This window comes from Pelagimonas phthalicica (assembly GCF_004364805.1).
Taxonomy (GTDB): domain Bacteria; phylum Pseudomonadota; class Alphaproteobacteria; order Rhodobacterales; family Rhodobacteraceae; genus Pelagimonas; species Pelagimonas phthalicica.
Genome location: NZ_SOAP01000001.1, coordinates 303,973 through 325,217, shown reverse-complemented (window position 1 = coordinate 325,217; position 21,245 = coordinate 303,973). Strand labels below are relative to the sequence as shown.

Here is a 21,245-nt window from a genome sequence, read left to right as displayed (position 1 = left end):
AGGTATGGATTCGATTATTGTTAAGGGCAATGGCCCGCTGAATGGTGACATTCCGATTGCAGGTGCCAAGAATGCCTGCCTGACCCTGATGCCCGCCACCTTGCTCAGCGAAGAGCCGTTGACGCTGACCAACGCGCCGCGCCTGTCTGATATCCGCACGATGACGCAACTGCTTCAATCGCTCGGGGCAGAGGTCACCAGCCTGCAAGACGGGCAGGTTTTGGCCATGTCGAGCCACGATTTGACCAGCCAGCGCGCCGAATATGACATCGTGCGCAAGATGCGTGCCTCGATCCTGGTGTTGGGGCCGTTGCTGGCGCGTTATGGATATGCCGAAGTCTCGCTGCCCGGTGGTTGTGCAATTGGCGCACGTCCGGTTGATTTGCACCTCAAAGCCCTTGAGGCGATGGGGGCCGAACTGGACCTGCGCGACGGCTATGTGCACGCCAAAGCCCCGTCTGGCGGGTTGCGTGGCGGTGTGGTCGATTTTGCCTTTGCTTCGGTTGGGGCGACTGAGAACGCGTTGCTCGCGGCGACTCTGGCCAAGGGAACTACCGTTCTGAACAACGCCGCGCGCGAACCTGAGATTGTCGATCTGGCTGATTGCCTGCGCAAGATGGGCGCGCAAATCGACGGGGACGGCACCAGCACGATCACCATTCAAGGTGTCGATCGTCTTGGCGGTGCAACCCATCGCGTGGTGACGGACCGGATCGAGCTAGGCACTTATATGCTGGCCCCGGCGATTTGCGGCGGTGAAGTGACTTGCCTGGGCGGTCGCCTGTCCTTGGTCGAATCCTTTGTTGAAAAGCTGGAGCTGGCCGGTGTTTCGGTGACCGAAACCGACAAAGGTCTGACCGTGGCGCGCAAGAATGGCCGGATCAAGGCTGTGGACGTAACCACAGAGCCTTTCCCGGGCTTCCCAACCGATTTGCAGGCCCAGATGATGGCGCTGCTTTGCACCGCCGAAGGAACTTCGGTTCTCGAAGAGAAGATCTTTGAGAACCGCTTTATGCACGCGCCGGAATTGATGCGCATGGGGGCGCAGATTGATGTGAGCGGCGGGACCGCCAAAGTCACCGGCGTGGAAAAACTGCGCGGTGCACCGGTTATGGCGACTGACCTGCGTGCCTCGGTTTCCTTGATCCTGGCGGGGCTGGCTGCTGAGGGTGAAACCAAGGTCAGCCGTGTCTATCACCTGGATCGCGGTTACGAACATGTTGTGCGCAAGCTGCGCAATGTCGGTGCAGAGATCGAAAGGGTCAAAGGCGAATGAGCGAAGACGCACGTTTCGAAGATGGCGGTGAACGTCCCCTGAACCTGGGGGCGGTGGATGCTGAGGATTTGCAGGTCGTATCGGCTTTGGTGCAGGATTCTGTGCTGCCCGTCACCGAAATCGCTTTTCAGAAACGTCACCATCGTCTGTGCCTCTTGCTCAATCGCGTGCGCCGCGAGGATCTGGATGCTGCCGCCCAACGCGGGCGTCCTGTGGAACGGGTGCAGTCGCTCTTGACCATCGAAACCGCTTTGGGCGTTGGCGCACAAGGGATTGATAAATCTGACCAAGAGATGATCCTGTCGCTTTTATCTGTGTCCTTTGAACCGGGGGAAGAGGGCGGCGGGCATGTTTTGCTGACTTTCGCCGGTGACGGGGCCCTGCGCGCCGAGGTCGAGGCATTGGAAGTGACGCTCAAAGACGTAACGCGCCCTTATATTGCCCCATCGGGCAAAGCCCCCTCGCACCCCGAATGATCCGCGCACTGACTGGTGCTGACCTGTCGGCCTATCGCGCCATGTGGCTTGATGGGTTGCGCCGAACGCCCGACGCATTTCTCCTGACCGAAGCCGAAGCTGTGGGCATGACAGATGCGCAATTGATTGCGCGGTTGGAACAGGGCACGATTTTTGGCGCATTTGTACAAGACCAGCTGGTTGGCATGATTGCCTTGTCGCGTGGCGGGCCGGAACGGTTGCGCCATATGGGCGATCTTGGGCCGCTATACGTGCATCCCAGCGCGCAGGGCAGGGGGCTTGGCCGGGCTTTGATGCAAGTGGCCGAACAGGCGGCGCGCGACATGGGTCTGTTGCAGGTTGAGCTTTGCGTGGATGCGACAAATCACGGGGCGATTGGCCTCTATAAATCCTGTGGTTTTGTTCAAATCGGGCTGCGGCCGCGGTCGGTGATCGTCAATGGCACGCCGCGCGACGATTTGCTGATGCTAAAGCAGCTTGATCACGCTTGAGACCCGCTGCCACAAGGGCTATTCAGCCGGGGTAATTCCGGAGAAGCTCATGCCCGTCTTTCTTGACAGCACCGACACTGATTTCGAAGCCGCCTTTGGGGCCCTGTTGAACGCCAAGCGCGAAGACAGCCCGGATGTCGACGCTGTTGTCGCCGAAATCATCGCAGATGTGCGGGCGCGGGGCGATGCGGCTGTGCTGGAGCTGACTGAAAAATTTGACCGTCTGCCTTTGGACGCGGCAGGCATGCGGTTTAGCGCGGAAGAGATTGACGGCTATTGCGCGCAAGTCTCTGACGAGGAACGTCAGGCGCTGGAAACGGCCGCGGCGCGCATCCGCGCCTATCACGAAAAGCAATTGCCGCGGGATGAGCGGTGGACCGATGACAGCGGGGCCGAGCTGGGCTGGCGTTGGACGGCTGTTTCAGCGGCGGGGTTATATGTGCCGGGTGGGCTGGCATCATATCCCTCTTCTGTGCTGATGAACGCAATCCCCGCCAAGGTGGCTGGGGTCGAACGGCTGGCTATCACTGTGCCAACACCGGATGGCGTGGTGAACCCGTTGGTTATGCTGGCGGCGAAACTGTCAGGCGTGGATGAGGTCTACCGCATTGGTGGGGCTCAGGCGATTGCGGCCCTGGCTTATGGTACAGAAACCATTGCCCCTGTTGATAAAATCACCGGTCCCGGCAATGCCTTTGTTGCTGCGGCCAAACGGCGGGTATTTGGCAAGGTTGGCATCGACATGATTGCTGGCCCGTCTGAAATTCTGGTGATCGCCGATGGTGACAACGACCCGGATTGGATCGCCCTGGACCTGATGAGCCAGGCCGAACATGATGAAAGCGCGCAATCGCTGTTGATCACCACCGATGCAGGTTTTGGCCGCGCTGTTGCTGAAGCCGTTGAAAAACGTCTGGAAACGCTGGAGCGCAGCGCGATTGCAGGGGGCAGCTGGCGTGATTACGGCGCGGTGATCACCGTGCGTGATCTGGACGAAGCGGCGGCGCTGTCCAACCGCATTGCCCCGGAACACCTAGAGCTCTGCGTCGCGGATCCCGATGCATTGGCTGAAAAATGCACCCATGCGGGCGCGATTTTCCTTGGCCAATGGACGCCCGAAGCGATTGGCGATTATGTCGGTGGCCCAAACCACGTTTTGCCCACCGCCCGCTCGGCGCGTTTTAGCTCGGGTCTGTCGGTGATGGATTTTGTCAAACGCACAACACTTGCCCGCATGACACCGGCCGCGCTCAAAGCGATTGGTCCCGCAGCCGAAATCCTCGCGACGTCGGAAAGCCTTGAGGCACATGGCCTGTCGGTCACTGCACGGTTGAAGAAACTTAATGGCTGAGCGGTCGGCCGGGCGTCGTTGTAGACATGGCGACTACCCGGCCAGTTTGCGCATGACCGCTTCGATTGGACCACGTTTAAAGACGTGTTTCCATATCCAAGCATAGGTCATGGCGGCCAGAACAAAGAGTATCGCAGCGCTGAAAGCAGCCTCGATGCTTTGTCCGCCCAGCATGCCCAACGCCTCTAACGTGCCCATGCCAATCAGGATATGCGCGATATAGAGCGTTAGGGTTTGTCGCCCGGCGGGGGTGAATAATTGCATAAGCCGCCATTTTTGCAGGGTAGGGGCCAGTAGCAGGCTTGCGCCGACAACGAGACAGGCGGCGGAAATGCCCGCGACTGTGTAAAGCGGCATAGGTGGCACGGGGGCAGTGCCAAGCAAAACCGCAAGCTCGGGGTCGTTCGGGACCAAACTTATCATGAATCCGCTGACCAATTCGGTCGCGATCAGGCCAACGATCCCGCCCAAGAACAGCCGCCATTGTGTGCTGCGTTCTGCCAAAGTCAGACGGCTTAGAATAATCCCGACCACAAGGAAACCCAACCATGGGACTACCGGGTGCCAGCCATTGAAAAACAGGTTGCGAATGAACCCTTGGGGTGTCCAGAAGCCGCTATAGGTCAATGTGACCCAATCCCAGCCAGCGTCATAGTTGAACACCATCAACATCGCGACAAAGGCGAGGTTCAGCGCCACCACAATAGCGATCAAAACCCCGGTCCCAAACGGCAACAACAGCGCGCCAAAGGCAAAGTAAAAGGCGTAGTAGTGCAGGATATCAGCCTCAAAGATGAGCATATTGGCGAGGCCCAGTACCAAGAGAAACAGCGCGCGTTTCAGAGCTGTGACCAGCGTGTTTTGAAAAGCTCCGCGATAGGCCAAGCCCAAACCAATTCCTGCCAGGACCACAAAACTGGCAGCAGCCCGACCCTCCAGAGCGCCAGAGAGTTGTCCAAGGATTCCGGTTGCCTGTTCAACGCCCATGGCGATCTTGAAATTGACGATGACCATGCCGAACAGCGCCAGAAACCGGGCTAGATCCAGCCCTTCCAAACGGGGCCTGCTCTTCTCTGCCTTGTTTTTCATCACTTTTCCCAAATGCCTTTGTACAGACAGGTGGGGGCTTGGGGCAAAATGTCCAGCTTTGGAACTTATGAATAGGTCTCATTGCCCCTTTGTTATGGCCACGCTACACATTTGTGTAACAGGATAAGTGACTGACCCATGACTCGTATTGCACATATCGCGCTTGATGACGCCAATCTGCCACCGCCGACACCTGAAATCGAACAAGAGCGCCGCGTCGCCATGTTTGATTTGATGGAGGAAAACTCCTTTACTCTGCCGTCGCGTGATGATCGCGACGTGCCTGAGGGGCCGTATGATGTGGGCCTGTCGATCCGGGACAAACGGTTGGTCTTTGAGGTCAATACAGAAAGCGGCGACAAGGCCGGGGATTTCCATTTGTCTTTGTCGCCGTTTCGGCAGGTGGTGAAGGATTATTTCCAGATCTGCAAAAGCTATTTCGACGCGGTTAAAACCCTGCCACCCAGCCAGATCGAAACCATCGATATGGCCCGACGTGGCATCCATAACGAAGGCGCACGCATTTTGCAGGAACGTCTTGATGGCAAGGTCGAGATTGATGACGCCACCGCGCGCCGTCTCTTTACCTTGGTCTGCGTCTTGCATTTCGGAGGCTGATGCGTGGGGGGCTTGCCGCAATCAGTTCTTTTTTGCTGCGATCATAATGCCGTGCGTTCTCCCATGGCCGAAGGCATCATGAAAAAGCTTTTCGGGACAGAGACCTATGTTCAGTCGGTGGGCGTGGTCAATGATCTGGAAATTGACGGCTTTGCCATTTCGGTTTGTTCGGAAATAGACGTTGAATTGTCGCGTCACCGCTCGCGCTCCTTTGAGGAAATGGAAGAAAACGGAGAGGCCTTGTCAGGCTTTGATGTGATCGTGACCTTGTCCCCGGCCTCGCAACGCCGGGCGTTGGAATTGACCCGGTTCTACCATCTTACAGTGGAATATTGGCCCATCATGGACCCGACAGGCATTGGGGAAACCCGTGAACAGAAATTGAATGCCTATCGTCAGACCCGCGAACAATTGACGGATCGGATGCAGGGCAAATGGGGACAAGAATGAGCCGCGACACGATCCAGACCTATTTTGACGCTTTCAATGCGGGTGATACGCCTGCAATGCTGGATTGCCTGACCGAAGATGTCGCGCATCACGTCAACGAGGGGCAGGTGCGCATCGGCAAAGAAAAGTTTGGTGATTTTTGCGACCATATGAGCCGCTGCTATGCCGAAAATCTGACCGATATGGTGATTTTCCTGTCCGAGGACGGCACCCGTGCCGCCGCGGAATACACGGTCAACGGCACCTATAAAGCCACAGATGCGGGCCTACCCGAGGCCACGGGGCAAACCTATAAACTGCCCGCCGGATCGTTCTTTTCCTTGCAGGATGGCAAGATCTCCCGCGTGGTCACCTACTACAATCTGGCTGATTGGGTGCGTCAGGTCTCATGACCCTGACCGTAGAAGCCTTGACCGGAGACGCGTTTGACGCGGCTCTGGATGATTTGGCGCAGCTGCGTATCGAAGTGTTCCGCGCCTTTCCCTATCTCTATGATGGCGACATGGATTATGAGCGTCATTACCTGCGTTCGTACCGCAATAACCCGCACGCCATTCTTGTGGCCGCTCGCGATGGGGACAAGATTGTCGGTGCCGCCACAGGCATGCCCTTTGTCGATCATGCGGATGCGACCCAGATCATTGGGGCTTTGCCCCATGCAGAACAGACATTCTATTGCGCCGAATCCGTGCTTTTGCCGGGTTATCGCGGGCATGGCATTGGTCATCGATTCTTTGACCTGCGAGAGGAGCAGGCGCGAAAACTAGGGCTAACCCATTGCGCCTTCTGTGCCGTTATCCGACCCGAGGATCACGCGCTGCGCCACAAAGGTTACGCGTCCCTTGATCCGTTTTGGCGCAAACGTGGGTATGCGCCGGTTCCTGATGTGATGGCCGAGTTCACCTGGACGGATGTAGATCAGCATAGCGAGAGCAAGAAGCGCCTTCAGTTTTGGCAAAGACAGATTTGAAACGCTGAGGCAGATAATGGATTGGTTGACAACATGAAAATCGCAACTGCCGCCTATCCGATGGAGGTCTTGGCCGATTGGGAGGCCTATACCGAAAAACTCACGGCCTGGGTGCGTGAGGCAGCGGATAACGGGGCTGACTTGCTGGTCTTTCCTGAGTATGGAGCGATGGAATTGGCGACTTTGTCCGGGGCTGAGATTGCAGCGGATTTGGAGGCGTCTTTGAAGGCGGTCGCCGGGTACCTACCAGCCGCAGACCGTCTGCATGCCGCGTTGGCGCAGCGGTTCAAGGTGCATATCCTGGCGGCGTCCGCACCGGTCTTTGCCGATGATGAGGCACGTCCCGTCAACCGCGCCCGCCTCTTTGCGCCGTCCGGCGAGATGGTTGCGCAGGACAAACAAATCATGACCCGGTTTGAGCGCGAGATCTGGCATGTTGATGCCGGTGAGCAACTGCAGGTGTTCGACACGGCCCTGGGCAAGATCGGTATTCTCATCTGTTATGACAGCGAATTTCCCTTGCTGGGTCGCGCCTTGTCCGAGGCGGATATTCTGCTGGTTCCCAGTTGCACGGACACATTGGCTGGCTATTGGCGGGTGCGGATCGGGGCGATGGCGCGGGCTTTGGAAAACCAATGCGTTTGCGTGATGGCCTCGACGGTCGGTGATTGCGATTGGTCGCCCGCGGTCGATGAGAATGTCGGGGCGGGTGGTGTCTTTGGCCCACCTGATGCCGGTTTCCCGGATACCGGTATTCTGGCGCTTGGAGAGTTGAACACGCCCGGATGGACCTATGCTGAGGTTTCGTTAACCAATGTGCGTCAGGCGCGTGAAACCGGCGCTCAATTCAATCGGCGGCACTGGATTGACCAGGAAACCCGCTGCAAAGCAGCGCAAATAACGCAGTTGCGCTGATATGGTGGCTTGAAATACCAGCAAAAAAGGCTCATATCGCAGGGGTCCCGCGTCTGGCGGGATGGCAAATGATGGAGAAAACATGGCCAAGGAAGATACGCTCGAATTTCCTGGTGTCGTGAAGGAACTCCTGCCGAATGCGACATTCCGGGTCGAGCTTGAAAACGGCCATGAAATCATCGCACATACGGCAGGCAAGATGCGCAAGAACCGCATCCGTGTTCTGGCTGGCGACAAAGTCCAGGTTGAAATGACCCCCTATGACCTGACCAAGGGGCGCATCAACTACCGCTTCAAATAAGCGATGCGTTGAAGACCGCCGGGGACCACCCCGGCGTTTTTCGTCCAAGACCTCACTTCTATGCGCCAAAATTCCGTGCACGGAATTTGCAAAAGTTTTGAAAAACTTTTCAGCACCCGGCCTGACTGGCCAATCCCACTTCAAACCTATGCGGATGTTGTGATGACAGACAAAACCCGCCTCATTCTTGGGTCCGGCAGCCCGCGCCGCCGTGAGTTGCTGGCCCAGCTTGGTATTGTGGCCGATGACATTCGCCCGCCTGACATCAACGAAGATCCGTTGAAGGGCGAGGCAGCGCGCCCCTATTGTGTGCGTCTTGCGCGGGAAAAGGCGCTGGCCATCCCGGCAGAACCTTCCGAGATCGTTCTGTCTGCGGATACCACTGTGGCGCTGGGGCGTCGCATTCTTGGCAAACCGGCTGATGCGGCAGAAGCGGCAGAGTTTCTGACCATGCTGTCGGGGCGGCGCCACCGCGTCATCACAGCTGTGGCGGTTCGTAAGGGGGATCAGGTTTGGGAACGCGATGTGGTCACCCAGGTCAAGATGAAGAACCTTTCGAACGAAGAGCTGAACGCCTATCTCGCCAGCAATGACTGGCAGGGCAAGGCTGGCGGCTATGCCATTCAGGGCCCAGCAGGGGCCTTTGTCCCTTGGATCAACGGGTCATTTACAGCCGTCGTTGGCCTTCCGCTGGCGGAGACGGCGAATTTGCTTCTGTCTGCGGGCTATCCGCTTTACAAGCCTGCCTCATGAAGGGAACTCTTATCGCATTGGACCATTGGCAAGGGCGCGAGGCCGCGGCTTTGATCAAGGATGGTCAGTTGGATGATTTGCTGATCGACACCGATCTGCCGCGTCCGGGAACGATTTACCGCGCCATTGCCGACCGGCCCGTGAAAGGGCAGGGGGGCATGTTTCTGCGCACGCCTGACGGCATGGCGTTTCTGCGTCAGGTCAAAGGGTTAAAGCCCGGTCAGCCATTGATGGTGCAAGTGACGGGTTATGCCGATCCGGGCAAAGCCATTCCAGTCACCCAGCGCCTGCTGTTCAAATCCCGCTACGCCATTGTCACGCCGGATGCACCGGGCATCAATGTCTCGCGCGCGATCAAGGATGATGAGTTGCGAGAGGCCGCGTTGGAAGCTGCGCATGAGGCCTTGGCCGACTGCGCCTTGCCAGAAAATGCCGGTTTGATCCTGCGGTCGTCTTGTGCCGATGCAGATCCGGAAGACATCAGCGATGATGTACTGGCCATGGCGGAATTGGCGACGGCCGTTCTGGGCGACACAGGCACCGAGGCGGAATTGCTATCCGAGGGCGACGGCCCCCATGCGATGGCCTGGCGCGAATGGACGGACCCGGCTCAGATTGCCAATGAGCCGGGCAGTTTTGAACATCACGATGTGCTGGACCAAATCGATCGCGCCCTAGAGCCGCATGTGGCTTTGCCCGGCGGGTATTCCATGATCATCGAGCCGACCTCGGCTTTGGTGGCTGTTGATATCAATACGGGCGGTGACACGTCGTTCTCGGCAGGGCTCAAGGCCAACTTGGCGGCGCTCAAGGACCTTCCACGCCAGCTGCGCCTGCGTGGCCTTGGCGGGCAGATCATTGTCGACCCGGCCCCGTGCCCCAAGAAAGAGCGTAAGCAGCTTGAGGGCGTTTTGCGGGCGTCCTTGAAACGTGAAGCGACCGAAACCATTCTGGCCGGGTGGACGCAGCTTGGGTTGATGGAAATTCAGCGCAAACGCGACCGACTGGCCTTGAAAAGCCTGAGGGCCAAATCATGAGCTGCCCGATTTGCGCAAAAGACACCGATGTCAAATACCGCCCGTTTTGCTCCAAACGCTGCGCGGATATTGATTTGGCCAAGTGGCTTTCGGGGTCCTATTCGACCCCATCGCAAGATCCGGAAGATATGGAAGAAGCGGCGATTGCCGCCGCTGAGGCGCAGCGCAAGCCACATTAGAAAACGTGCGTAACCGTTTTCTTTGCGCGTGAAACGCCGGTTCAAAAAAGAAAACCCCGCCTTGATCACCAAGGCGGGGTTTCGATTTCTATACGTAGCGGCGCAGTTATTCTGCCACACAATCCGCAATGCGTTGCGCCGTGTCTTCGATCAAGGCCGGGTAGAGGCCTGCACCAAGTTCAAGATACCGACCTTGTGGGTCGAGGCGGGCAATTGGCTCTTTACCGCTGTCATTGTTGAGCAGTTCCGCCCAGCCGACAGACAAGATCAGACGCGCGTTTGCGCCAGGTTCCATGAAAAAGCACTTGGGCTGAAGCTCGGCAAACTCGTCGCGCAATGTGCCGATCCGCTTGGCACCGGGGGCAACATCGTCACTATCGGTAATCGCGCCCAGAACGTTCAGATCAAACGCTTCTTCGTAATACTGATACGCGTCGTGATAGGCCGCTAGTGGGGCATCTTTGACCGGTTCCAGGATCGCCTTTGCGCGGGTCTCTGCCGCTTTGATTTCTTCGATCGCTTTGGTCGCGTTGTAGAAATAGGTGTCACGATTGTCCTGATCGACTTTGCCAAGCTCTTCGGCAATCACGCCCAGCCAGAAGATGGCGTTGTCCGGTGACAGCCAGACATGCGGGTCGTTTTCGCCATGGTGGTGATCATGGTGCCCAGCCTCTTCATGACCGTCTTCCTTGTGATCATCATGGGCGTGGTCGTCATGATCATCGTGATGCTCTTCGCCTTCATGGGCGTGATCATGTTGGTCACCATGGTCGTGACCGTCATCATGTTCTTCTTTGTGATCATGCTCGGCATGGTCATCTTCATGCGCATGTTCTGCATGATCATCGTGATCTGCATGGTCGTCATGCCCGTGATCATGATCGTCGTGATCGTGTTCAGCGTGCTCCTCATGAGCGTCATGATCATCATGCCCGCCAAAAATCGCGTTTTCGCGGAACGGCAAGATGTGTGTGCCTTCGACTTCCATCAACTCAATATGCAACGCATTGGGGGCCAGTGTCTCGATATGGTTCCCGGCGGCCGGATTCAACTCGGGGCCAACCCAGATCACAACATTCGCATCGCTCAGCATTTGCGCCTGGCTCGGCTTCAACACGAGATCATGGGCGGATGTGCCCGGTTCAATCAGCATGTCCGGTTCGCCCGTTTGACCCATCACCATGGAGACTAGGCTGTGGATTGGGGCGATATCTGTGACAACATTTGGGGCTTCGGCCAAAACGGCGCTTGAGGTCATCATCAGAGCAAAGGCAGAATATTGCAGTTTCATTGGGTCTCTCTTCAGGCAGGGCGGATGTTATGATATAACAGTCACAGCTTGTAGAAGGTTAGAACATAACATATCAACCCCAAAACGATCCCCTCAAAGGACAAGTTCGCATGACCGCCAATGGTTTTGAGTCTCACGATCACACGCAATGTATCTCGAACACGTTGCAGGTGGCCGAAGAGACCTGTCGTGAGAAAGGCCTGCAATTGACGCCGGTTCGGCGGCGCGTGTTGGAAATTCTTGCTCAAAAACATACCGCTATGGGGGCCTATGAGGTCTTGGATTTTTTGCGCGAAGAGGGGCTCGGCTCGCAACCGCCGGTCGCTTACCGCGCTTTGGATTTTCTGGTCAGCAACGGATTCGTCCATCGGATCGAACGCCTGAACGCGTTTATCGCCTGTGTCCATCCGGGCGAACACCATGCGCCAAGCTTTCTGATCTGCCGCGAATGTTCGACCGTCGCGGAATTGCCGGGCAAACCTGTGTCCGATGTTGTGGCCAAAGCCGGGACGGATTTGGGCTTTACCGTTGAAAAAGTCTCAATCGAAGCAGAGGGAGTTTGCCCGGACTGCCAGGACAAAACCGCATGACGGCGCTGATTGAAACGCGGGGCATGCATGTCAAACGGGGCAATGTCACCGTGTTGCGTAACGTTGATTTTGCGATTCATGCCGGTGAGATCGTCACGATTGTCGGGCCGAATGGCTCGGGCAAATCGAGCTTGATGAAGGCTTTGATCGGCGCTGTGACCCCGTTCCAAGGGCAAGTGACTCGTAAGAAAGGCTTGCGTTTAGGCTATGTTCCCCAAAGCCTGAGCGTCGATCCCTCGATGCCGATGACTGTGTCGCGCTTTCTGGATCTGCCGCGGCGCAGCCCGCGTGAAGCCCGGCAGGCGGCTTTGGCTGATGCCGGGGCGAGCGAAATCGCCGATCGCCAGCTGACCGATCTGTCCGGCGGGCAGTTTCAAAGGGCGATGCTGGCGCGGGCCCTGTTGAACAAGCCAGAGATCCTGCTACTGGATGAACCAACCACCGGGTTGGATCAGCCGGGGCAGGCGGCCTTTTACAAACGTATCGAAGAGGTGCGCGACAATCTCGGCTGCGCCGTGCTGATGGTCAGCCATGATTTGCACGTAGTGATGAGCGCCTCTGACCGGGTTCTTTGCGTGAACGGCCATATTTGCTGCGAAGGCCGCCCCGAAGTCGTCGCGCAGGCCGAAGAATATCGCGCCCTGTTTGGCAGTGGCACGGGCGGCGCACTGGCGCTTTACCGGCACCAACACAATCACAGCCATGATGATGGCGCATCTTGTGACCATGATCATCAGGAGACGGCATAATGTTGGACCATTTCCTGACCCGCGCCGTGCTGGGCGCGGTGGGTGTTGCCGTGGCCGCCGCGCCACTGGGCGTATTCGTCGTCTGGCGACGCATGGCCTATTTTGGCGATGCAACCGCACATGCGGCGGTTTTGGGCGTGGCTTTGGCCTTGGCCTTTTCAGCGCCTGTCTTTGCCGGCACCTTGCTGATCAGCCTTGGCATGGCTTTTACGGTTGCGGCCCTGACCGGGCGCGGATTTGGCCCGGATATGATCCTGGGCGTTGCCAGCCATTCGGCCTTGGCCTTTGGCCTTGTGGCGGTGTCCTTGGTCGATGGGCCGCGCATCAGCCTTGAGGCATATCTGTTTGGCGACATCCTGGCGGTGGCCAAGAGCGATCTCTTGATGATCTGGTGCGGGGCGGCGGCGGTTTGGGCGCTGATCCTTTGGCGCTGGAATGGGCTGTTGCTGGCGACCTTGTCGCCTGACCTGTCCTATGCGTCCGACAATGACCCGGAGCGGGAAAAATATGTCTTGATGCTGGCCTTGGCCTTGGTGGTTGCCGTGGCCATCAAGATCGTTGGGGCGTTGTTGATCGGCGCGATGCTGATCATCCCGGCAGCCTCGGCGCGCCCTTTTGCCCGCACCCCGGAACAGATGGTTGTTGGGGCTGCGGGTCTGGGCATTTGCGCCTCTCTCTTGGGCTTGTGGGCCGCTTGGGAAATAGACACACCCGCCGGGCCAAGCATCGTTTGCGCCGCCGCCGGGTTGTTTCTTGTCTCGAGCCTGTTTGGACGCCGTTAGGGTCAGAGCCGCTTGGTCATAAAGGTGCTCAGAGGGTCCTCGACATATTCCCCGAAGGGTGGGCAAATCTCGAACCCTGCCGAATGATACAGAGACCGCGCCGGTGCAAACGCCTCCTGAGAGCCGGTTTCCAACCAGGCGCTTTGCGCGCCCTGATCTTTAGCCGCCTGCAAAAGATGCGCCAGCATCTTGCGACCATAACCCAGGCCTCGGGCCTCGCGCGCGGTATGCATGCTTTTCAGTTCTACCGCTTGCCCAAAGGGTTTCAACGCCCCAATCGATTGCACTTGCCCATCGCCATCACGCAAGGCAAAGACCTGCGCACCGGCCGCGCGCAATTCGTCACCGGTCATGACGTGGCAGCTTTCCTCGGGTGATCCGGCGCGCATATCGGCATGGTGACGCGCCAATAGGGCATTAACCCCGTCGTCGGATTCCGTGATTTGTGAAATGAAATAAGTTTGCTGGTTCATGACGCGACCCTAGGCCGAGCCTCTGACCACGCCAAGAGAAACCAATCGGGTTTAGCAAATCTTTTCCCCGCGTGCTGCAGATTTCATCACGACGTTTGGGCCGTTCTGGCCTCCCTTAATGCTGTGCCTGCGGAAATCGGCAAATGTGGCTTCTGATCGGCAATCTTGTCACTTAGATGTAACGTCACGCTACTATCTGAAATTCATTCGAATGATTCTGACATGACACGGACCAATTGGACAATGATCCGCGACGCGCTCGCACATGATATCTCTTCCGGCCGTCTGCGCCCCGGGGACAAGCTGCCGACCGAACCGCAGCTTGCCGCGCGATTTGAGGCTGGGCGCCATTCTGTGCGCCGTGCGGTCGATGCGTTGGCCAAAGCCGGTAAGGTCAGCATTGAGCAAGGGCGCGGCACCTTTGTCGAAGAGGCGCCGCGTCTTTCTTACGCCATTGGCAAACGCACCCGCCTGCGCCGTAATCTGTTGCCGCAGGGATGCGAGGTGACTGGTGCGTTGCTAGGGGCCAATATGATCATTGCCCCCGAACCGGTGCGCGAAGCGTTGAACTTGCCCAAAGGGGTAAAGGTTGTTGAAAGCCGCCGCATCACGCTTGCCGACGGAATGCCGGTGGCCTTTGGCACGGCTTGGTATCCGGCGGATCGCTTTGCGGATTTTGTTGAACGGCGGGATGTGTTGGGTTCGGTAACCGAGACCTTCAAATCTTATGGCATCGATGATTATCACCGCGCCGAAACCGATTTCTACGCACGTCCCGCCAAGCCTGACGAGGCCAAAACGCTGAAACAACACAGCGACTTACCGGTCATCGTCGTTTTGGCCCTGGATGCGGATCAGGACGGTGCTCCGATTTCTTTTAGCCGGGTGATCTGGGCATCCGGGCGGGTGAAATTCACAATATCAGGGCAGGATGATGGCTGACACAGACCCCCAACTCGACGTTTTGGCACGGGCCGCACCCGACAAGTTAAAACATTTTGCAGAAACGTTGATTGGGGATCTGGGAGAGATCGACGTGCTGAAAAGCCGGACAGGTCTTATCATGCTGCCCATGCGCGATACGGCGCAAGGCACCGTATTTCACCTAGGCGAGGTTCTGGTCAGCGAAGCACATATTCGCGCTGGCGACCAGCAAGGTTACGGCATGCGACGCGGCCATGATCTTGAGGCGGCGATGGCCATGGCTCTGGTCGATTTGGCGCTGCAAAACGATGTGCAGTCAGAGGCCTGCGCTGCCTTTTGCGACCAAGCCGCCAATGACCAAGCCGCCGAAGATCGCGAAACCCTGCGCCGGGTAGAAGCGACGCGTGTGAACATGGAGACGTTTTGATGTCCCAATCCGCCCCCCCCCTCCGCAGTGCCGAAGAAATTGAGGCCAATGCCAGCTTTGATGCTTTGCTTTGGGCGCTTAGCCGCCCGGGGCAGATCCGGCACTTGCCCAAACCGGGCGAGGCTGCCTTGATCGATGCGCTGATTGATCGTGAATGCCGGGTGTATTCAGCGGATCCCTTGCTGATACCGCAGGTCATGCGCTCTGGCGCTGAGATCGCCGATATGGCCAGCGCTGACCATGTATTCCTAGCCACCGTTCAAGACAGCGAAGTTTTGAAATCGCTTCAACTGGGCAGTGACCTCTATCCTGATGAGGGCGCGACGGTGATCCTTCGCTGCAAATTGGGCGCAGGTGCACATCTGCGTCTCAGTGGCCCTGGGGTCAACGGAACCTGCGATTTGCAAGTTGCGGGCTTGCCTGATGGGTTCTGGCAGACGCGCGCGCAGGTCATGCGCTACCCAACCGGGTTTGAACTGATCCTACTGGATGGCGATCGTCTGGCCGCTCTTCCCCGCTCCACAATTGTCGAGGTTTTGTAATGGCTTATGTAGCAACCCGCGGCGGCGAACGGGCGATTGAGCAGTCCGAACGCCTGTTTCGTGAAGAGATCGGCAGCTTTGATGCGCAGCGTGTCAACGATATTCGCCAAAGCCTGCCTTATCTCGTAGATCGGGTCATGGGCGAAGCCTCGCTTTATGACGAAGATCTGGCGGCTCTGGCTTTGGCGCAAACAGGCGGCGAGATTTATGAGGCGGTTTTGCTGCTTCGGGCCTGGCGCACGACGCAACCTCGCCTCACCGTCGCCGAGCCAGTTGAGCAGGGCGACCTTTTCACTCATCGCCGCATTTCTGCTGCGTTCAAGGACATTCCCGGCGGGCAGGTGTTAGGGCCAACTTTGGATTATGCCCACCGTATTCTGGCAACAGATGTGCTGCGCGGTGATCGGTTTACCCCGTCCTCAGTCGAACCCGCCGATCAGCCGGCCCCGGCGCAACAACCGTCTGTCAGTGCTTGGCAGGCGGAGAACGATCTGGTGGATTTGCCAGAGCCGGATCAAACCGCAGGCGGTGACATTCCCGATCTGACTCGCGAACCCCTGCTTTTCCCGTCCAAACGTGCCCATACCCTGCAAAGCCTTGCCCGGGCGGATACAGGCGGTGTTCTAGCGCTGGGCTATGCCGCGATGCGCGGCTATGGGCAGGCACACCCAACGGTCAATGAATTGCGATTGGCCGAGGCGGACATCACTGTCTCGCATCCCGACGGGCGCAAATTCTCGGCGGGGCGTGTCAAAGTCAGCCAGGCCGAGGTCGTCAGCAAGAAATCCGAAAAGCTCAACCTTGGCTTTGCGGCGACCTTTGGCTGGAACGAAGTCAAATGTATCTCGGCCGCCACTTTGGACTTGAACAGCGGTGGCGCGCCAAAAGGGTCAGCGACCGAAGAAGAGTTCTTTCTCTATCACACCGAAGGGGTCGAAAGCTCGGGCTTTTGTATCCATTTCAAACTGCCACACTACGTCACCTTTCAATCCTCTTTGGATGCCATGCGCGATGCCAAGGCCAAGAACGCTGCCAAAACTGAGTCAGCTACCAGTGACCCGGCCCCGACAAAAAGCGAGCCTGCGGAATGAGCCTTTCTGAATTGACCAAACCTTGGGAGGCCATGAGCTATGGCTTTTTGGATGCCTCGGCCAAGCGTGAGTTGCGGCGCAAGATGATCAAAGCTGTGGCGGTGCCGGGTTGCCAGATGCCCTATGCCAGCCGCGAAGTGCCAATGGCGCGGGGCTGGGGGACCGGAGGTTTGCAGGTTTCGCTGACCTTGGTGAACCCAGAAACCACTGTAAAAGTGATTGATCAGGGGGCGGATGACAGTGTCAATGCCGCCTCGATCCGCCGCTTTATTGCGCGGGTGGCCGGGGCTCCTGTCACGATGGATACCTTGCAGGCTGATTTGATCCAGTCACGTCACCGCATCCCCGAAGAGATCCTGAGCGAGGATCAGATCCTGGTGCTGCAAGTTCCAAACCCCGAGCCGTTGCGCCCGGTTCAGCCCAATATGTCCATCGCTCGTCAGATGCATGCGGATGCCGACTACGGGCGTATGTGGCTGCAGCTCTATGAACAGATCGTGCGTTCGGGGCGGGTGATGCAGGGGGCCAGCTATCCTTCGCTGGTGCATGGCCGCCACATCATGACCCCGTCGCCAATCCCTCGCTGGGACGTGCCCAAGCTGCATATGGCTAAACATCTGACCATCCTGTCTGCCGGACGCGAGAAACGCATCTATGCCGTGCCGCCCTATACCCGGGTTGAGCCACTGGTCTTTTCAGATGTGCCCTACAGGGTCGAAGATCATGGCGGCCTGACATGCCATCGTTCCGGGACCAAGGGCTTTTTCATGAATGAAATTCCGCAAGATGGCGGAACATCGACCTACGAGGTGTCGGACAGTGAATGGGGTGTCAAGGCCATTCGACAGCGCGATGGAGAGGGCGTCATCAAAGGCGAAACCTGGTACAAAAACGGGGAGATGGCGCAATGACACTGGCATTGGAAGCTCCCCGTTTCGTGAAAACCCTGCCGCTCTTGCGGGTGGATCACGTGTCAAAAACCTATGGGGATGTTCAAGCACTGCGCGACGTCTCGGCCTATGCCTATCCCGGTGAAGTGTTGGGGATTGTCGGCGAAAGCGGATCGGGGAAATCGACGCTGTTGCGCATGATGAACCTTGAGGAAACGCCGGATCAGGGCAGCTACAGCCTTAATCTCCCCGAAACCGAGGGCAACCTGTTCGACCTTGACCGGTTTGCCCGCCGGATGCTTTGCGCCACCAAGATCGGCATTGTCTATCAAAACCCACATCTGGGCTTGCTGATGAAACATTCCTCGTCGGGCAACGTTGCCGAACGCCTCTTGGTGGCGGGCGAGCGTAGTTTTGCGACCCTGCGCGCCAAGGCGACAACGGCGCTTGAAGCCTCGGAATTCCCGCTGGAACGCCTTGACGCGCCGCCGATTGAGCTTTCGGGGGGTATGCAGCAGCGCGTGCAACTGGCCAAAGCCATCGCGCTAGAGCCCGCTTTGCTGTTGTTGGATGAACCAACCACCGGTTTGGATGTCTCGGTGCAGGCGCTAGTGCTGGATACGCTAAAACGTCTGCAACAGGATCGTCAGATTACGATGGTCATCGTCAGCCATGATCTGGGTGTTATCCGCACATTGGCGGATCGCGTTATGGTCATGCGGCGCGGGCAGGTGGTGGAAACCGGCCTTGCGGACCAAATCTTTCAAGACCCGCAACACGCCTATACGCAACAATTGGTGCATGCAAAACTATGACAGCTGTTCTGGAAATCGACGGGCTGAGCAAAGCCTTTGACCTGCACCATCTGGGCAATCGGATTGCGGCCTTTTCGAAAATCTCTTTTGCCGTGGATGCAGGGGAGTTTGTGCTTCTCAAAGGGGCGAATGGTGCGGGTAAATCCACGCTATTGCGCACCTTGTACCGCTCTTACCTGCCACAAGCCGGACAAATCCGGTTTCAATCGTCACATGGAGAAATTGATCTTGCGCGGGCCGCAGAAGTTGACATCGCCTACCTGCGCCGCAGTGAGATTGGCTTTGTCACACAATTCCTTACGGCGCGCCCTCGGGTCAGTGCCGAGGCGATTGTCGCCGAACCGCTGCGCCTGGCGGGAGTGGCAGCCGACGACGCGCTGGAGCAGGCCCGCCATGCCTTAGATATTTTCGGCGTAAAGCCAGACCTCTGGCCAGCTTATCCAACGACCTTTTCCGGAGGAGAGCAGCAAAAAGTCAATCTGGCCCGCGCTCTGATCCTACCGCAACGGCTGCTTTTGCTGGATGAACCGACGGCGTCTTTGGACGCCAAGGCCCGCGCTGCTTTGGTTGCGCGCCTGGCCGAGCTGAAGTCGCAAGGCACGGCCATGATTGGCGTGTTCCATCACCCCGATGATGTGGAGCACCTGATAGATCGTATCGTTGACTTGACCCCCGATCATTATAACGAAGAGGACCGTGCAGATGTGGCTGTCTGATCTGACCCTTGTTCTGCCTGACCGCGTTGTGCCTGCCGGTGCCTTGCGGATTGAAAATGGCGTGATCGTCGAGATTTCGGAAACCCCGGTCGCAGGTCACGGCCTGGGGGCGGGACTGACGGCGTTCCCTGGTTTCATTGACATGCATGGCGATATGATCGAACAAGAGATCGAGCCGCGCGTGCAGGTCGATTTCCCCATGAATGTGGCGCTGAATGCTTTGGATGTGCGGCTGGCTGCGGCAGGTGTCACCACCGCCTATGCGGCCGTGTCCTTTTCCAAAGGTGCCCGGAATGGCGAACGTCGCTCTTTTGACCATACCAGTGAGGTGATCCGCGCGCTGAAGGCCGCCAAATCTCATGCCCGGGTTGATCACCGTATTCATGCCCGGTTTGACATTACCTTTACCGCAGCGATTGACGCGCTCGAAGGGCTGTTGCGTGACGGCATGGTCGATCTGGTCTCGGTCATGGATCACACGCCTGGGCAGGGGCAATATCGTAATCTGGAACGACATATTGAACTGCGCGCGGCCCATCACAACATCTCGCTCGAAGAGGCGCGGGCCAAGGTTCAGGAGCGGATCGACGCGGCCACGCCGGGCGAAGAGGTCCTGCACAATCTGCAAACCGTGTCGCGTTTGTGTCGCGAAGCTGGGGTTGCTCTGGCCAGTCATGATGATGATACCGCCGACAAGGGGCAGTTGATGGCAGATCTGGGCGCAGTGATCAGTGAGTTCCCGGTGACGCTTGAGGCTGCGCAAGCGGTCAGCGCGCGTGGCATGATGACAGCCATGGGCGCGCCCAATGCCATGCGCGGGCAAAGCTATTCCGGAAACCTGTCGGCCCGTGATGCCCAAGCGGCTGGGCTGTTGCACATCCTCGCGGCAGACTATCACCCAGCTGCAATCCTGCCCGCCATTCGCAATCTGACCAAGTCTGACCCGAATGGTTTGGCAGGCGCGGCGCGTTTGGCATCGGCCAATCCGGCGCAGGCGCTGGGCTTTTCTGATCGCGGTGAAATTGCTCTGGGCAAACGTGCTGACCTTGCTTTGGTGGATCAAAGCGACCGGGTTGTGGCAACCCTGCGCGAAGGCCGGGTCATCTATTCCAACGGGATTGTGCAACCTTCGCTGCACCAGGGCTTTGCCGCTGCCTGATCTTTCAGAAACTGTTACCTAAAGGTTAACTCACAGTCACACTCACAGCGGAATGTAACCTAGAAAATTCATTCGGATGAATCATCATGGCTGCAACGCTTACACTTACCAAGGTCTCCAAGGTCTTTGCTGAAACAAAGGCCGTGGACACAGTTTCACTGGATATCGAACCGGGTCAGTTTGTCGGCGTGATTGGCCGCTCTGGTGCCGGCAAATCCACAATGCTCCGTCTTATCAACCGTTTGATCGACCCCACTACGGGGTCGATTTCGTTTGACGGTGTGGAAATCACCAGCCTGCGCGGCAAAGCATTGCGCGACTGGCGACGCGATTGCGCGATGATTTTCCAGCAGTTCAACCTTGTGGACCGTCTGGATGTTCTGACCAATGTGCTGATCGGGCGTTTGGCGGAACATGGCTTTCTCAGCTCAATGGCCATGCAATTCTCGGATGAGGAACGCACCATGGCGCTGCAAGCGCTGGATCGCCTCGATCTTGTTCCACAGGCCTTGCAGCGCGCCGGGACCCTGTCCGGCGGGCAACAACAACGCGCAGCCATTGCCAAGGCGCTGGTTCAACAACCCAAGATCATGCTGGCGGATGAACCCATTGCCTCGCTTGACCCGGCCAATGCCACCCTGGTCATGGACGGGCTAAAGCAGATTAACAAAGAAGACGGGCTGACCGTGCTGGTCAACCTCCACACGCTGGATACTGCACGCGCCTATTGCGACCGCATCATCGCCATGCGAGCCGGGCGTGTGTTTTTCGACGGCACTGCCGCTCAGCTGACCGATGATGTTGTGCGCGACATCTATGGCACGCAAGGGCTGCGCGAATTCAACGAAGCCGTCACCTCCACTCAATCCATTGCGGTGCCTGCCTAAGCG

General features: G+C 57.8%; 28 protein-coding genes. 25 read left to right on the top strand and 3 right to left on the bottom strand.

The features are described from left to right. The first annotated feature begins 4 nt into the window (after positions 1-4). The 4 genes from murA to hisD are packed head-to-tail and all read left to right on the top strand — an operon-like array spanning position 5 to position 3,594. Positions 5-1,276, top strand: a complete 1,272-nt coding sequence (gene murA / locus CLV87_RS01650; RefSeq protein WP_099243938.1) for a UDP-N-acetylglucosamine 1-carboxyvinyltransferase — start codon at positions 5-7, stop codon at positions 1,274-1,276. Next, the gene (locus CLV87_RS01645; RefSeq protein WP_099243940.1) at positions 1,273-1,752 is read left to right on the top strand and encodes a DUF2948 family protein; all 480 of its coding nucleotides are present in this window, start codon (positions 1,273-1,275) and stop codon (positions 1,750-1,752) included. The genes murA and CLV87_RS01645 overlap by 4 nt, the downstream gene beginning before the upstream one ends. Beyond that, entirely contained in the window at positions 1,749-2,243 is a 495-nt protein-coding gene (locus CLV87_RS01640; protein ID WP_099243942.1) for a GNAT family N-acetyltransferase, read from the top strand. The genes CLV87_RS01645 and CLV87_RS01640 overlap by 4 nt, the downstream gene beginning before the upstream one ends. Positions 2,244-2,292: 49 nt before the next feature. Next, positions 2,293-3,594, top strand: a complete 1,302-nt coding sequence (hisD, locus tag CLV87_RS01635; RefSeq protein WP_099244903.1) for a histidinol dehydrogenase — start codon at positions 2,293-2,295, stop codon at positions 3,592-3,594. Between the two features lie 33 nt (positions 3,595-3,627). On the opposite strand, the gene CLV87_RS01630 is transcribed toward hisD, so the two are convergent. Then, positions 3,628-4,683, bottom strand: coding sequence for a DUF418 domain-containing protein (locus CLV87_RS01630; RefSeq protein WP_099243944.1), 1,056 nt, complete (start codon positions 4,681-4,683; stop codon positions 3,628-3,630). 138 nt (positions 4,684-4,821) lie between these two features. Here CLV87_RS01630 and CLV87_RS01625 point away from each other — a divergent pair, with 138 nt between their 5' ends. From CLV87_RS01625 to CLV87_RS01585, 9 genes are all read left to right on the top strand, one after another. Beyond that, positions 4,822-5,301 carry a UPF0262 family protein gene (locus CLV87_RS01625; RefSeq protein ID WP_099243946.1) on the top strand — a complete coding sequence of 160 codons (480 nt, stop codon included), beginning with the start codon at positions 4,822-4,824 and terminating at the stop codon, positions 5,299-5,301. Positions 5,302-5,304: 3 nt separating this feature from the next. Continuing rightward, entirely contained in the window at positions 5,305-5,751 is a 447-nt protein-coding gene (locus CLV87_RS01620; protein WP_099243948.1) for an arsenate-mycothiol transferase ArsC, read from the top strand. Then, complete coding sequence (locus tag CLV87_RS01615) at positions 5,748-6,143, top strand: ketosteroid isomerase-related protein (RefSeq protein WP_099243950.1); 396 nt, start codon at positions 5,748-5,750, stop codon at positions 6,141-6,143. Before CLV87_RS01620 ends, CLV87_RS01615 begins: the two co-directional genes overlap by 4 nt. After that, on the top strand, positions 6,140-6,721 hold the full coding sequence (locus CLV87_RS01610; protein WP_099243952.1) for a GNAT family N-acetyltransferase: 582 nt from the start codon (positions 6,140-6,142) through the stop codon (positions 6,719-6,721). The genes CLV87_RS01615 and CLV87_RS01610 overlap by 4 nt, the downstream gene beginning before the upstream one ends. A 33-nt stretch (positions 6,722-6,754) precedes the next feature. Continuing rightward, on the top strand, positions 6,755-7,636 hold the full coding sequence (locus CLV87_RS01605) for a carbon-nitrogen hydrolase family protein (protein ID WP_099243953.1): 882 nt from the start codon (positions 6,755-6,757) through the stop codon (positions 7,634-7,636). Between the two features lie 82 nt (positions 7,637-7,718). Then, entirely contained in the window at positions 7,719-7,937 is a 219-nt protein-coding gene (gene infA / locus CLV87_RS01600) for a translation initiation factor IF-1 (RefSeq protein WP_005978431.1), read from the top strand. 162 nt (positions 7,938-8,099) lie between these two features. Beyond that, positions 8,100-8,690: a Maf family protein gene (locus CLV87_RS01595; RefSeq protein ID WP_099244905.1), complete on the top strand. Its 591-nt coding sequence runs from the start codon at positions 8,100-8,102 to the stop codon at positions 8,688-8,690. Then, a complete protein-coding gene (locus tag CLV87_RS01590) occupies positions 8,687-9,727 on the top strand; it encodes a ribonuclease E/G (protein ID WP_099243955.1) in 1,041 nt (346 codons plus the stop codon). The genes CLV87_RS01595 and CLV87_RS01590 overlap by 4 nt, the downstream gene beginning before the upstream one ends. Next, the gene (locus tag CLV87_RS01585) at positions 9,724-9,906 is read left to right on the top strand and encodes a DNA gyrase inhibitor YacG (RefSeq protein ID WP_099243957.1); all 183 of its coding nucleotides are present in this window, start codon (positions 9,724-9,726) and stop codon (positions 9,904-9,906) included. The genes CLV87_RS01590 and CLV87_RS01585 overlap by 4 nt, the downstream gene beginning before the upstream one ends. Before the next feature lie 106 nt (positions 9,907-10,012). On the opposite strand, the gene CLV87_RS01580 is transcribed toward CLV87_RS01585, so the two are convergent. Then, positions 10,013-11,197, bottom strand: a complete 1,185-nt coding sequence (locus CLV87_RS01580) for a zinc ABC transporter substrate-binding protein (protein WP_099243959.1) — start codon at positions 11,195-11,197, stop codon at positions 10,013-10,015. 110 nt (positions 11,198-11,307) lie between these two features. Here CLV87_RS01580 and CLV87_RS01575 point away from each other — a divergent pair, with 110 nt between their 5' ends. From CLV87_RS01575 to CLV87_RS01565, 3 genes are read left to right on the top strand one after another with little or no spacing between them, the layout of a single operon-like run. Beyond that, positions 11,308-11,787, top strand: coding sequence for a Fur family transcriptional regulator (locus CLV87_RS01575; RefSeq protein ID WP_099243961.1), 480 nt, complete (start codon positions 11,308-11,310; stop codon positions 11,785-11,787). Beyond that, positions 11,784-12,536: a metal ABC transporter ATP-binding protein gene (locus CLV87_RS01570; RefSeq protein WP_099243963.1), complete on the top strand. Its 753-nt coding sequence runs from the start codon at positions 11,784-11,786 to the stop codon at positions 12,534-12,536. The genes CLV87_RS01575 and CLV87_RS01570 overlap by 4 nt, the downstream gene beginning before the upstream one ends. Then, positions 12,536-13,318, top strand: a complete 783-nt coding sequence (locus tag CLV87_RS01565; protein WP_099243965.1) for a metal ABC transporter permease — start codon at positions 12,536-12,538, stop codon at positions 13,316-13,318. Before CLV87_RS01570 ends, CLV87_RS01565 begins: the two co-directional genes overlap by 1 nt. A gap of 2 nt (positions 13,319-13,320) precedes the next feature. Here the strand turns inward: CLV87_RS01565 and CLV87_RS01560 are convergent, their stop codons facing one another. After that, entirely contained in the window at positions 13,321-13,791 is a 471-nt protein-coding gene (locus CLV87_RS01560) for a GNAT family N-acetyltransferase (protein WP_099243967.1), read from the bottom strand. Positions 13,792-14,013: 222 nt separating this feature from the next. Between CLV87_RS01560 and phnF the strand changes: the two genes are divergently transcribed. From phnF to phnC, 9 genes are all read left to right on the top strand, one after another. After that, complete coding sequence (gene phnF / locus CLV87_RS01555; RefSeq protein ID WP_099243969.1) at positions 14,014-14,733, top strand: phosphonate metabolism transcriptional regulator PhnF; 720 nt, start codon at positions 14,014-14,016, stop codon at positions 14,731-14,733. Further along, positions 14,726-15,142 (top strand): phosphonate C-P lyase system protein PhnG, encoded by a 417-nt coding sequence (locus CLV87_RS01550; protein WP_235871808.1) that lies wholly within the window; start codon positions 14,726-14,728, stop codon positions 15,140-15,142. The genes phnF and CLV87_RS01550 overlap by 8 nt, the downstream gene beginning before the upstream one ends. Beyond that, a complete protein-coding gene (gene phnH / locus CLV87_RS01545; RefSeq protein ID WP_099243973.1) occupies positions 15,142-15,684 on the top strand; it encodes a phosphonate C-P lyase system protein PhnH in 543 nt (180 codons plus the stop codon). Before CLV87_RS01550 ends, phnH begins: the two co-directional genes overlap by 1 nt. Next, entirely contained in the window at positions 15,684-16,775 is a 1,092-nt protein-coding gene (locus CLV87_RS01540; protein ID WP_099243975.1) for a carbon-phosphorus lyase complex subunit PhnI, read from the top strand. The genes phnH and CLV87_RS01540 overlap by 1 nt, the downstream gene beginning before the upstream one ends. Further along, positions 16,772-17,686 (top strand): alpha-D-ribose 1-methylphosphonate 5-phosphate C-P-lyase PhnJ, encoded by a 915-nt coding sequence (locus CLV87_RS01535; protein ID WP_099243977.1) that lies wholly within the window; start codon positions 16,772-16,774, stop codon positions 17,684-17,686. The genes CLV87_RS01540 and CLV87_RS01535 overlap by 4 nt, the downstream gene beginning before the upstream one ends. Further along, positions 17,683-18,480, top strand: coding sequence for an ATP-binding cassette domain-containing protein (locus CLV87_RS01530; protein WP_099243979.1), 798 nt, complete (start codon positions 17,683-17,685; stop codon positions 18,478-18,480). Before CLV87_RS01535 ends, CLV87_RS01530 begins: the two co-directional genes overlap by 4 nt. Then, entirely contained in the window at positions 18,477-19,196 is a 720-nt protein-coding gene (locus CLV87_RS01525; RefSeq protein WP_099243981.1) for a phosphonate C-P lyase system protein PhnL, read from the top strand. Before CLV87_RS01530 ends, CLV87_RS01525 begins: the two co-directional genes overlap by 4 nt. After that, entirely contained in the window at positions 19,183-20,355 is a 1,173-nt protein-coding gene (locus CLV87_RS01520; RefSeq protein WP_099243983.1) for an alpha-D-ribose 1-methylphosphonate 5-triphosphate diphosphatase, read from the top strand. The genes CLV87_RS01525 and CLV87_RS01520 overlap by 14 nt, the downstream gene beginning before the upstream one ends. A gap of 86 nt (positions 20,356-20,441) precedes the next feature. Beyond that, positions 20,442-21,242, top strand: a complete 801-nt coding sequence (gene phnC, locus CLV87_RS01515) for a phosphonate ABC transporter ATP-binding protein (protein WP_099243985.1) — start codon at positions 20,442-20,444, stop codon at positions 21,240-21,242. Positions 21,243-21,245: the final 3 nt, after the last annotated feature.